Annotated in this window: 9 protein-coding genes; 6 read left to right on the top strand and 3 right to left on the bottom strand. The window is 75.4% G+C overall.

Going from position 1 to position 11,754, the window contains the following annotated elements:
• The first annotated feature begins 295 nt into the window (after positions 1 to 295).
• From GB864_RS19015 to GB864_RS16465, 3 genes are all read left to right on the top strand, one after another.
• Entirely contained in the window at positions 296 to 1,123 is an 828-nt protein-coding gene (locus GB864_RS19015) for a YciI family protein (RefSeq protein ID WP_336604050.1), read from the top strand.
• Positions 1,124 to 1,133: 10 nt separating this feature from the next.
• Positions 1,134 to 2,543, top strand: a complete 1,410-nt coding sequence (locus GB864_RS16470; RefSeq protein WP_160426783.1) for an RNA polymerase sigma factor — start codon at positions 1,134 to 1,136, stop codon at positions 2,541 to 2,543.
• 102 nt (positions 2,544 to 2,645) lie between these two features.
• Positions 2,646 to 3,521: a hypothetical protein gene (locus tag GB864_RS16465; RefSeq protein WP_160426782.1), complete on the top strand. Its 876-nt coding sequence runs from the start codon at positions 2,646 to 2,648 to the stop codon at positions 3,519 to 3,521.
• 7 nt (positions 3,522 to 3,528) lie between these two features.
• Here GB864_RS16465 and GB864_RS16460 read toward each other — a convergent pair whose 3' ends face one another.
• Genes GB864_RS16460 through GB864_RS16450 form a run of 3 tightly spaced genes read right to left on the bottom strand, consistent with a single transcriptional unit; the run spans position 3,529 to position 6,751 of the window.
• Complete coding sequence (locus GB864_RS16460) at positions 3,529 to 4,812, bottom strand: MFS transporter (RefSeq protein ID WP_160426781.1); 1,284 nt, start codon at positions 4,810 to 4,812, stop codon at positions 3,529 to 3,531.
• Between the two features lie 60 nt (positions 4,813 to 4,872).
• Positions 4,873 to 5,553 (bottom strand): LuxR C-terminal-related transcriptional regulator, encoded by a 681-nt coding sequence (locus GB864_RS16455; protein WP_160426780.1) that lies wholly within the window; start codon positions 5,551 to 5,553, stop codon positions 4,873 to 4,875.
• A complete protein-coding gene (locus tag GB864_RS16450; RefSeq protein WP_336604049.1) occupies positions 5,546 to 6,751 on the bottom strand; it encodes an ATP-binding protein in 1,206 nt (401 codons plus the stop codon). Before GB864_RS16450 ends, GB864_RS16455 begins: the two co-directional genes overlap by 8 nt.
• Positions 6,752 to 6,859: 108 nt before the next feature.
• On the opposite strand from GB864_RS16450, the gene GB864_RS16445 reads away from it, so the two are divergent.
• The 3 genes from GB864_RS16445 to GB864_RS16435 form a co-directional block, all read left to right on the top strand.
• On the top strand, positions 6,860 to 8,554 hold the full coding sequence (locus GB864_RS16445; protein ID WP_160426779.1) for a PspC domain-containing protein: 1,695 nt from the start codon (positions 6,860 to 6,862) through the stop codon (positions 8,552 to 8,554).
• 28 nt (positions 8,555 to 8,582) lie between these two features.
• Positions 8,583 to 9,056, top strand: a complete 474-nt coding sequence (locus GB864_RS16440) for a hypothetical protein (RefSeq protein WP_160426778.1) — start codon at positions 8,583 to 8,585, stop codon at positions 9,054 to 9,056.
• 136 nt (positions 9,057 to 9,192) lie between these two features.
• Positions 9,193 to 11,754 (top strand): hypothetical protein (locus tag GB864_RS16435; protein ID WP_202107317.1); only part of this gene is annotated, 2,562 nt, incomplete at its 3' end.

Genomic DNA, 11,754 nt, shown 5'->3' with positions numbered 1-11,754 from the left:
GGGCGGCGGGAGTTGCTGCGGCGCCGGCCGGCCCTGCGGTGCGGGCGGCGGGAGCTGCTGCGGCGCCGGCTGGCCCTGCGGTGCGGGCGGCGGGACGGAGGGGTCGGGCCACGGCGTGCTCATCCGCCCATCCTGCCCGAGGCGGCCGCGCCGCCGCAGACCGCGAACGGGGGATGACCGGCGCCGCGACGCGGGCGGCGGCTCGCGGCGAGGTCGCAGACGATCGCCGCGGACGTGTCGAAACGGGGGTGCGCCGTTCGTCGGACGTGCGTACCGTGACCGGAAGGGGTCTGACATGGAATACACGCTGTTCTACGCCGAGGGGGCCGATGCCCTGCCGTACCGTCCCGAGGACGACAACGTCGGCGAGTGGCAGGACCGTTGGGAGACGCACGGCGCGCTCGAGTTCGGCGAACGACTGCGGCCCGACCAGGATGCGACCACCGTGCGCGTGCGCGGCGGCGAACTGCTCGCGACCGACGGCCCGTTCACCGAGTCGAAGGAGTCGATCGGCGGCTTCGACGTCATCGAGGCCGCCGACCTCGACGAGGCGATCGAGATCGCGGCGTCGAGTCCGATGGCCCGGTTCGGGCGGGTCGAGATCCGCCCGTTCGTGCAGTGGCCCGATGCGGAGCCCGGGTACCGGGTCGTGCCGCGCGACCTCCTCGACCGTCCCGAACGCGGACGCCGCTTCGTGCTGCTCGTGATCGCGGGCGACGGCGAACCGGCCGCGCCCGGCGAGGACGACGACCCGGGCGCCTGGGTCGCCGAGATGGACGAGCGCGGCGTGCGCCTCTTCGGCGACGTGCTCCAGGGCCCGGGCTCGGCGACGTTCGTCCGCGAGCGCGGCGGCGAGGTGCTCCTCGGCGACGGACCGTTCGCGGAGTCGAAGGAGTGGATCGCCGGGTTCGACCTGCTCGAGGTCGCCGACCTGGCCGAGGCGATCGAGGTCGCCGCGAAGCATCCGATGGCCCGGGGCGGCACGCTCGAACTGCGCCCGCTGTGGGCGTTCGACCTGCACGACGACCACGTCGCGCGGCAGCGCCGCGAGGCCGCCGAACGCGAGGTGCGCACCGAACTCCCGGCGGCCGCCGCTGCGGCGATGGCCGCGCAGGCCGGCTGAGCGGGTCCGGATGGCTCGGGGTGCCGTGCAGGGCGGCCGTGGGGGCGAGTCCTCCGCGGCCGCCGCCGCGCCCGCTCGCACGCCGGACTCCGGGGCGGTGGCCGCCGACGCGCTCGCCCGCGCCTTCGCCGACGAGTGGAGCCAGGTCGTCGCGACGCTCATCCGCCGCACCGGCGACTGGGACGTCGCCGAGGAGTCGGCCGCGGCGGCGTTCGAGAAGGCTGCCGTCGTGTGGCCCGAGACCGGCGTCCCGGAGCGTCCCGGCGCGTGGCTCACGACGACGGCGGGCAACCTCGCGCTCGACCGGCTGCGGCGGCGCGGCGTCGAGCGCGAGAAGGTGCGCGACTGGCTCGCCGAGCAGGATGCGCTCGGCCGGCTGCGCGGTCCCGACGATCCCGCCGAGCTCGCCGCGCACGAGCGCGCCCCGCTCGACGTCGACGATCGGCTCCGCCTCGTCTTCACGTGCGCGCATCCGGCGCTGCCGATGGAGGCGCGCGTCGCGCTCACGCTGCGCACGGTCGCAGGCCTCACGACGGGCGAGATCGCCCACGCGTTCCTCGTGCCCGAGGCGACCATGGCGCAGCGGCTCGTGCGGGCGAAGCGCAAGATCCGCGACGCGGGCATCCCGTACCGCGTGCCGCCCGCCGCGGCGCTGCCCGAGCGGCTCGCCGGCGTGCTCGCGGTGCTCTACCTCGTGCACAACGAGGGGTACGTCGCCTCTTCCGGCGACGACCTCCTGCGCGTCGATCTCTCCGCCGAGGCGATCCGGCTCGCGCGGCTCGTCGTGGACCTCGTGCCCGACTCGTCCGAGGCGCGCGGCCTGCTCGCGCTGCTCCTCCTGCAGCACGCCCGCGCTGCTGCGCGCGTCGACGCCGACGGCGACCTCGTGCCGCTCGACGCGCAGGACCGCACCCGCTGGGACGCGGACGCGATCGCGGAGGGCCTCGCGGTGCTCGCGGCGCCCGTCGGCGGGCTCCCCGGCGAGCGCGCCCGCGGGGCGTACCGCGTGCAGGCCGAGATCCAGGCCGTGCACGACCGCGCGGCGACCGCCGCGGCGACCGACTGGCGCGCGATCCTCGCCCGCTACGAGGAGCTGGCGCGGATGCTGCCCTCCCCCGTGATCGCCCTCAACCGGGCCATCGCCCTCGGCATGGCCGCCGGCCCGAGGTTCGGCCTCGTGGAGCTCGACGCGATCGAGGCGTCCGGGGCGCTGTCGGGGTCGCACCTGCTGCCGGCCGCGCAGGCCGATTTCCGCGCGCGCCTCGGCGAGCGGGAGGCGGCGTCCGAACGCCTCCGCGTCGCGATCGGCCTCGCCCCGACGGCCCCTGAGCGCCGCTTCCTCGAACGACGGCTCGCCGCGCTCGCGGGGGTCCCGACACCGGCGGCGCGGCCCGCGCCCGACGGTGCGCACCCGGCCTGACCCCCGAACGAGTGCCTTCGGCGCACGCGCACCCGGCACTACGATTCCCCCGTTCAGCACGGAAATCGGGGGTGGGCGGTGCGACTGTTCCGGATGTTCTCCATGGGTCGGCGCGGGTGGAGCGCCTGGCTGCTCGGCGTCGCCTCCCTCGTGCTGACCGGTTGGCTCCAGGCGCACCTGGCGATCGCCGCGATCCACGACGACGGCACGACGCTGCGCAACGCGCTCGCGGTCGTCGACGATTCCGCCATGCGCTCGGCCTTCGGCGGAGTGCTCTCGAGCGCGGTCGCGGGCGCCGGGGACGCCCCCGAGGTGCAGACGGCGATCGGCGCGATCGAGACCGCACCGGCGCTGTCCGGTCCGGTCGCCGACGCGCTCGCCGCGACGGTGCTGGATGCCCGCGACCAGGTGTTCGCCCAGTTCGAGCGACCCGCGGGCACCCCGGCGACGGCGATCTCCGTGCCGCTCGGTCCGCTGCTCGGCGCCCTCGGCATCCCGGTCACCCCCGAGACCCTCGCCGCCGCCGGGCTCGCGGCCGACGCCGACCCCGCCGCGCTGTCCTACCCGCTCATCGACGCGGCCACGGTCGACGTCCTCCAGCAGCGCTACGGGTGGCTCGCGTTCCTCGATGCGTGGGGGCTGCTGATCGCGGGCGTCGCCGCCGCGGCGGGCGTCGCGATCTCGGCGAAGCCGCTGCGCACCGCGGCGATCGCGCTCGTCCTCGCCGGCATCGTCTGCCTCATGGCGCCCATCCTCTTCGGGCTGCTGCACGACTGGATCGCGGGCGGCGGCATCGGCGCCTGGTCGCTGCTGGCCGGGCCGCTGCTCGACTCCGCCGTCGGCGAGCTGACGCCGTGGCTGCTGCCCATCGGCATCGTCGCGGCCGTGCTCGGCGCCGGCCTCCTCGCGCTGCTCATCGTGCTGAGCATCCGGGACCGCTCCGGCGAGCTCGATGTGCCGGACGAACTGACGATCTGAGCGCCGCTCAGCGCAGGGTGCGGCCCGCCCGCGTCGCCGCCGCGATCGATGCGAACGCGAAGACCGACGTCGACCCGACGAGCACGACGAGCGGCACGACCCAGTCGCCGCTGAGGTCGTGGGCGGCGCCGACGACGGTCGCCGCGGTCGCGCCGAGCGCGTAGCCGCCGCCCTGCACGAACGCGGAGAGCCGCCGCGCGTGCGAGTCCGACCCGGCGAGCGCGACGACGAGCGCGAACACGACGACGAATCCGGCGCCCTGGGCCATGCCGCCGAGGGCGAGCCAGAGCAGCCATTGCCCGGGTGCCGACAGGAGCCCGAGGGGCACAGTCAGCCACAGCGCGCCGACGATCACGGCGCTCGCCCGCGCGCCGAAGCGTGCGTTGACGAGCGGGACGCCCAGCGCGCCGGCGATGGCCATCACCTGGAACACCCCCGCGCCGCCGCCCGCCTGCGCGGGCGTGTAGCCGAGCCGGTCGCCGAGGATCGCGGGCAGCCACGCCGTCACCCCGTAGTACGAGAACGCCTGCGCGCCGAATGCGGCGAGCAGCAGGATCGCGGTGAGGCTGCGCGCGACCGCGGGTCGGTCGTGGGCCGGCCCCGGGAGATCGGCGGGCCCGGCAGCCGCGGGCGGCACCGCCGTCGAGGCATCCGTCGTCGCGTCGGCCGCGACGGGCGACAGCCGGTGTGGGGCGGACGAATCGAGGATCGGCGGGAGCGTCCGAAGCGCACGACCGGGGCCGACGACGAGCATCCACACGACGATCGCGACGACGCCGACGAGCGCCCAGAGCCCGATCGCGAGGCGCCAGCCGGCGGCCGCGGCGAGCGGCTCGGTCGCGATGGTCGCCGTGAGCGTGCCGACGTTCATGCCGCTCGTGAACAGGCCCGTCGCGAGGGCGGCGCGGCGCGGGGAGACGTCCCGGCGGATGAGCACCGGCACGACGACGTTGCCGATCGTGATGAACGCGCCGAGCACGATCGTGCCGGCGAAGAGGGCGAACTCGCCGCCCGCCGAGCGCAGCAGGATCCCCGCCGTCAGGCCCGTGAGCGACACGGTCGTCGCGAGGTCGGGGCCGAGGCGGGCGATGAGCAGGCTCGCGAGCGGCGTGAACAGCGCGAAGCACAGCACCGGCAGGCTCGTGAGCAGGCCGACCTGGGCCGCGGTGAGCAGGAAGTCGGCGCCGATGCGGCCGCTGACGGGCGCCACCGCGACGAAGGGCGCCCGCACGACGAGGGCGATGACGACGACCGCGAGGATGATCCTGGTCCCGGTCGTCCACGCGCGCATCGCCCCCACACTACGCCCGGCGCGGTTCCGGCCCGTCCGGCGGGGGGCCGGGTCGGTGGGTCAGAGCAGGCGGCGGGCGCTGGCCCAGGCGGTGAGCTCGTGGCGGCTCGAGAGCTGCAGCTTGCGGAGCACGGCCGAGACGTGGGTCTCGACGGTCTTCACCGAGATGAAGAGCTCGGCGGCGACCTCCTTGTAGGCGTAGCCGCGGGCGATGTAGCGCATGACCTCCTGCTCCCGCGCGGAGAGGCGATCGAGCTCGTCGGGCACGGCGGCCGTCTCGCCCGCGGCCGCACCGAAGGCATCGAGCACGAAGCCTGCCAGCCGCGGGGAGAACACGGCGTCGCCGCCCGCCACGGCGTGCACGGCCTTGACGACGTCGATCCCGGCCGACCCCTTGGTGAGGTAGCCGCGCGCGCCCGCCCGGATGACGCCGACGACGTCCTCCGCCTGGTCGGAGACGCTGAGCGCGAGGAACCGGGTGCCCGGCACGAGGTGCGCGGCCCGCTTCAGCACCTCGGCGCCGCCCGTGGAGCCCTCGGGCACGGTCGCGCCCGCGCCGCCCGGAAGGTGCACGTCGAGCAGCACGACGTCGGGGCGCGTCTCGGCGATGACGGCGACGGCCGCGCCGACGTCGGCGGCCTCCCCGACGACGGCGATCGTGTCGTCGAGCTCGGCGCGCAGCCCGGCCCGGAACACCGGGTGATCGTCGACGATGACGACGCGGAGCGGTGACTCAGCCATGGGCGCCTCCCGTGCGGTTCTGGTCGGGGGTCTCGAACACGAGGTGCACCTCGGTGCCGCCGGCCTTGCCGGGCCGGACCTCGGCCCGGCCGCCGGCACGGCGCATCCGCCCGATGATCGATTCGCGGACGCCGAGTCGGTCGCCCGGCACGTCGGCGGGATCGAACCCGGGGCCGCGGTCGCGCACGAACACCTCGACGCGGGTCGGCGAGCCCTCGAGGTACACCGACACCTCGCCGCCCGCGTGCCGGGCCGCGTTGAGCATCGCCTCGCGCGCGGCGGCGGCGAGCTCGCCCGAGGCGCGCTCCCCCGAGCCGCCGACGACCACGACGTCGAACGTGACCGCGTAGTCGATCTCGAGCGCCGCCGCCCAGTCGCGCAGGTCGGTGGCGAGATCGGCGTCGGGCGCCGAGTCCCCCGCGTAGAGCCATTCGCGCAGTTCCCGCTCCTGGGCGCGCGCGATGCGCCCCACCTCGCTCGTCGCGCCCGAACGGTGCTGGATGAGCGCGAGGGTCTGCAGCACGGAGTCGTGCAGGTGCGCGGCCATCTCGGCGCGCTGCTCCTCGCGGATGCGCTTCGTGCGCTCCCGGCCGAGCTCGCGCCACTGGGCGAGCAGGAGCGGCGCGAACAGCAGGGCTGCGGCGAGCGCGACGAGCAGCGTCGACAGCGCCGCCTCCGTCGCGGAGCCCGCGCCGATGATGGCGACGACGAGCATCACCCCGAGCAGGATCGCGCCGGCGATGCGCACGGCGCGCTCGCCGCCGCGACCGCGGCCGGGATCGGCCCGGTCGGCGAAGGTGCTCCACGCCCCGGCGCCCGCGACGAGGAGCAGCGCGAGGAACCCGAAGGACGTCAGGAGGCCGGCCGTGCCGAGCACGAGCCACGACAGCACCACCGAGACGGCCGCGGCGCCGAGCAGCAGCCACGCGACGGGCAGCGTGCGCGTCACCGGCGCGCGCTCCGCGCGCTCGCCGCCGGCGCCGCCCGGGAGCGCATCCCACGGGGTGAAGCACCAGAACCAGAGATAGAGGTAGACGCCCGCACCGCCGAGGAACGCGGTCGCGACGAACACCGCGCGCACGACCCAGACCGGCAGCCCGAGGTGGCGGGCGAGCCCGGCCGAGACCCCGGAGAGCAGGCACGCGCGCGGCCGCGTCAACGGCGGGCGCATGGGCGGGGCGAGGGGCGACACGCTCACATCCAATCAAAGGATGCCGGGCGCGGCAGTCGCTGCGGGCGGAAATGGGGGTCCGGTCAGGGAGGACCCCCATGGCGGGCCGGGACGCCCGTTGGAAGGCTTGCAGACATGACGAACGACGCCGACCGCACCGCTGGTCGAGGAGCGGCGGAGCCGCGTATCGAGACCGACGCGACCCGCCCCGACCACACCGCTGCGCGGCATCCGGGCCCCACGGGCGCCGAACCGCCGCTGCCGCCCGAGCCCCCGCGCGTGCCGCCCGGCGACGGAACGGCCGGTGCCCCCGGCACTCCGCGGCGCGGCGACGGCGGCGCCCGCTTCTTCGACTGGATGCGCGCCAACACGTTCCCCCGCCGCAACGGCTGGCTGGGCGGCGTCTGCGCCGGGCTCGCGTGGCGCCTCGGCATCGACCCGATCATCGTGCGCGGCGTCGCCGTCGTGCTCGCGCTCTTCGGGCTGCCGATGATCTTCCTCTACGCCGCCGCGTGGGCGCTCCTGCCCGACGAGACCGGCCGCATCCACGTCGAGGACGTCTTCCGCGGCAAGTTCGAGCCGGCCTCTGTCGGCATCGTGATCCTCCTCGTGGCGGCCATGCTGCCCATCGGCAACTGGTTCGGCTCGATCGTGTCGCGCGTCTGGGCGCCGTGGACCTGGAACGAGGGCTGGTGGGGCTGGGGCTACGGCTTCGACGGCGGGGCGTTCGTGTTCTTCCTCCTCGTGCTCGCCGGCATCGGCGCGCTCGTGTTCTGGGCCGTGCGGCGGAACCGGGCCGGCGGGGCAGCCGGTACGACGCCGGCGACCGGCCCCGGCGAACCGAACGGCCCTGCGGCCGGCCCGGCCGCCTCGGGCGCGAACGCGGCGGATGCCTCGACGCGGCCGTTCTTCGCCGCAGCGCCGGTCTCCCCGCAGTACGGACCGCCGGTCGCGACGGAGCAGGCCGCGCCCGAGGCATCCTCGGCCGTGCCGGAGGCCCCCGTCGCGCCGGCGGCGCCCGCCGGCACCTCCGACGAGGAGCTCGCCGCGTGGCGCGCCCAGCAGGAGGCCTGGAAGCGCGACCGCGACGAGTACCAGCGCGCGCAGGCCGACGCCGACAAGGCGGCGAAGGCGAAGTGGGCCGCCGAGAACAAGGCGCGCGCCGCGTCGTTCCAGGCGATGTCCGAGGCCGAGCGGGCCAAGCGCCGTGCCGAGCGCCCGCGGACGAGCTTCGCGTTCGTCGTCGCCGCGATCGGCGTCGCCATCATCGCCGGCGGCGTCACTGCCGCGCTGCTCGTGGGCGACGGCGTCGGCTTCGCCCGGCTCGCCGGCGTCGCCCTGCTCGCCGCGGGCGGCGCCCTCGGCCTCGCGATGGTCGTCGCGGGCTTCGCCCGTCGTCGCTCGGGCTGGCTCGCGCTCCTCGCCGTGCTCGCGCTCCTCGCGGGCTTCCCGCTCGCCGCCGCGCCGCGCGGCGACGTGTACCTGCAGTCGTACGTGTCGATCGGCGCGGGCGGGGCGAACGCGTCCTACGTGCAGCCGGCGGGCGACATGGACGTCCAGTTCGACGCGACCCCGTCCGACCCCGAGGGCACGCGCACCGAGATCGCCAAGGTCGTCGGGGACGTGCGAGTCGACGTCGACGACGACGCCTACGTGCGCATCACCACGGCGCTCGGCGACGGCGAGCTCTACGTCATCGACTCCGACGGCGCGTTCCGCACGATCCGCGGCGACGGGGAGCGGACGGTCGTCATCGGCGAGGGCCCCGGCGAGCCCGACGAGCTCGTCATCGCAACGGCCGTCGGCAACGTCACCGTCGAACGCGACTGATCCCGATCCGGACTCCGAGGAGCTCTCCATGAACGCCATCACCCGCAATCCCGCCGACGACGACGACCGATCCGACGCCGTGCTCGCAGACCGCCCCGACCCCGTCGTGTTCTTCGACGACCAGAGCTCGGCACCGGAACCCGAGCCGGACCCGTCGGAGACCGACGTGCTGCCGCCGGTTCCCGAGGCGCCCTCGGCCACGGCCGCGACCGGCCTCGGGGACGGCTACGGTTCGAGTCCCGTCGACGCGTCCGCCGAGCCGCCCGTCTACGCCAGACCTCGTATCCGCTGGGCGGGCATCCTCTGGGGCCTGCTGTTCGCGGGCCTCGCCACGGTCGGCATCGCCGCGGCGCTGCGGCCGGAGTTCGGCACGGCGCTGACGACGTTCCTGTTCGGCAGCGTGCCCGCGGTCATCCTCACCGCGGTCATCGGCACCGGCGTCATCGTGCTGCTCGCAGGCCTCTCGGGTCTGTTCTTCCGACGGGCCCGCCGAGCACGCTGAACGGCCGTCCGCTGGTCGAGTAGCGAAGCGTATCGAGACCTCATCGGCGGTCTCGCGCGGTCTCGATACGCTCCTCCGTCGCTACTCGACCGACGGTTCCGGGTGCTAGCGTCACGGCAGACCCGCCGGAGGATCGATGCCCGAACCACGCCCTCCCCGCGACGACGACTCGACGACGAGTCCCCGTCGCTCCCCCGACCGCGCCCTGCGTCGCGCACGATCGCGTGCTGCCCGCGAGGCCGCGAACGGCCGCCGAGCGGATGACCGCGCCCGCGGCCGCCGTCGCACCGCCCGGTATCTCCGCGCCGAGCGGTGGCCGCTCCTGGCCGCCGCGCTCCTCGCCGCGGCCCTCGCCGCCGTGGCGTTCGTGCCGACCGGTCTCGCGCCGGCCCTCCGCGCGAGCGACGCCGAGCGCGGCGTCTACGACCTGCTCGTGCGGCTGCCGAGCGGTCAGGGGGGCGACCGGGACGACGCGATCGCCGCGGCTCTGCGCGACGGCGGCGGAGCGACGGGCGCGGCCGAACTCCTGCGCGGCGGGGCGACCGACGCGCCCGATGACGACGCCGACGTCGTCCGGCTCCCGCCGAACACGACGCTCGCTCCGAGCGCGAGCCGGATGACCGAGGCCGACCTGCAGACCATCCGCGACGTCGCCGGCGTCGGCGTGGCCGCCCCCGTGACGCGCATGGGGATCGACCTCTTCGTGCCCGGAACGTCGACCTTGTTCGCGGTGCCAGTCGCTCTCGGGCAGCCCGATCCGGCGCCGGAGGCCTACTCGGTCGCGATCTCGGGCGACGGGATCGAGCAGCAGCAGGCGACGGTCATCATCGACCGCTCCGACCGCGACTTCACCTTCATCGCTCCGCCGGAGACGTTCGGCGAAGGGGCGACGTGCGAGGTCGACGGCGTGCAGGTGCCGAACGATTCGCCCGGCACCGAGTACTGCCGGGAGATCGTCGAGAGCCCCGTCGCGATCGTGTCGGCCGACGGCGACTGGTCGATGGGGGTCCAGGGGAGCCGCATCGGCGACTGGATCTACTTCGATTTCGTCTCACCGCCCCCGGTCAGCGGCACCCTCGTGCTCGTCGACCCCGTCGCCGAGGCCGAACTGCTCGGCGACGCAGCGCCCTTCCTCGAGCCGCTCGTGGGGCTCTCCGACGAGCAGGGCCCCGCCTCGTTCACCATCGCCGACGTCGACGACTGGGTCGCCGCCCATCCCGAACAGGCCGGCGAACTGCTCACCGCGACCGCTGAGTCCTGGCGCGCCTCCGCCTTCGGCGGATTGCAGTCGGCACTCGGCCGGCCGATCGACGCCGCCGCCAGTGAGGCCGACGAGCGGAGCGTCCGCGAACTGCTGACCGAGACGGCCGAGGCGGCCGAGGCGGGCGACATGCCGGCCTCGTGGTACACGAGTCTCGCCGCGGACCAGGCCGTCGTCCCGCTCGTCGTCGCATCCGGCGAGTTCACCGGCTCCGGGCTCACGCTGGACGTCGCGGACCTCGGGCCCGCGGCCCCCGGCGACTGGAGCGCGGATACCTGGAGCCGCGAGTACGAGGTGCCGGGCGACACGGAACCGGTCCCCCTCGGCTCGGTGACGACGGCCGACGTCGCCCGCCTCGGCGACCCCGATCGCCTCGCGAGCGCGTGGCCCGGCCTCCCAGCGCCCGAGAGCGAAGCCTCCGAGTTCTTCGGGCAGCCGCTCCCCGCGTTCCTCAACGGATTCTCGCTGCCCCGCGAGGTCGGCGACCCTGCCGTGCTCACCGCGAACGGCGTCTCGACCGGTTGGGGGGTCAACGGCATCGGGCAGTTCGGGTCGGATCCCGTGTTCGGGACTCGGGAACCGCTGCCCTTCCGAGCGGGAATCGATTCGGACCTCGACGTGATGTATACGCCGTCAGTGGCCGTCGTCGGAACGGTCGACGCACCGGTGCTGACGCTCGGTCGAGACTCGGCAGCCCCGCTCGGTGCCTACGAATCGGGCCGGACGACCTGGGTGCGCGACTCCGACGGGGACGAAGTCGAGCCCCTCGACCAGCCCATGACGTTCGCCGGCACTGGCGTCGCCGACTCCGGTACGGCCTTCCTCGCGCCCCTCCGGTCCGTGCTCGACGCAGCCGAGACGGAGCATGTGCCGCTCATCGACGCCGTGCGCGTGCGGGTCGACGTCGCCGGCTCGAACGCGGACGCCGCGGACCGCATCGCCGTGGTCGCCGCGTCCCTCGCCGAGGCGGGGTTCGAGGTGCTCCCGACCGTCTCCGCGACGCGCGTCCCGACCGAGGTGACGGTCGAGCCGAACCGCAACGACGGTCTCGACGGCTCTGTCGCCCCGTTCGGCACCGTCGAGCAGGAGTGGACGGAGTTCGCCGCCGCCCCGACCGGGCTCGAGCCGGCTGCGGCAACGCTCGTGGCAGGTGCGACCGCCCTTGCGAGCGCCCTCCTGGTCGCGGCGTGGTTCCCCGGAAGCCGCCGTCGACGCCGCGAGTCCGAGGTGCTCGCCGCCCTCGGCGCCACGCGCGCCCGCATCCGTCGACGACTGGCCCTCCGCGCCCTCGGCACGATCGCGCTCGTCGTCGTCGGCATCGAGCTCGGGATGCTGCAACCGGCCACCACGAGCCTCGCGGCCGCGCTCGCGGCCCCCGCGCTCGTCGTCGCGCTCGCCGCGGCGGCCGGCGCCGTGCTCCTCGCGACCCGCGGCCTG

Source organism: Agromyces seonyuensis (assembly GCF_009789225.1).
In the GTDB taxonomy this organism is placed as follows: Bacteria; Actinomycetota; Actinomycetes; order Actinomycetales; family Microbacteriaceae; genus Agromyces; species Agromyces seonyuensis.
Note: the sequence above shows the minus strand (reverse complement) of the source record. Positions and strands in the feature narration are given on the sequence as shown.

Coding starts and splice junctions, on each gene's coding strand:
- GB864_RS19015 (WP_336604050.1), top strand. CDS start 296: ATGGAATACACGCTGTTCTACGCCGAGGGGGCCGATGCCCTGCCGTAC.
- GB864_RS16470 (WP_160426783.1), top strand. CDS start 1,134: ATGGCTCGGGGTGCCGTGCAGGGCGGCCGTGGGGGCGAGTCCTCCGCG.
- GB864_RS16465 (WP_160426782.1), top strand. CDS start 2,646: ATGGGTCGGCGCGGGTGGAGCGCCTGGCTGCTCGGCGTCGCCTCCCTC.
- GB864_RS16460 (WP_160426781.1), bottom strand. CDS start 4,812: ATGCGCGCGTGGACGACCGGGACCAGGATCATCCTCGCGGTCGTCGTC.
- GB864_RS16455 (WP_160426780.1), bottom strand. CDS start 5,553: ATGGCTGAGTCACCGCTCCGCGTCGTCATCGTCGACGATCACCCGGTG.
- GB864_RS16445 (WP_160426779.1), top strand. CDS start 6,860: ATGACGAACGACGCCGACCGCACCGCTGGTCGAGGAGCGGCGGAGCCG.
- GB864_RS16440 (WP_160426778.1), top strand. CDS start 8,583: ATGAACGCCATCACCCGCAATCCCGCCGACGACGACGACCGATCCGAC.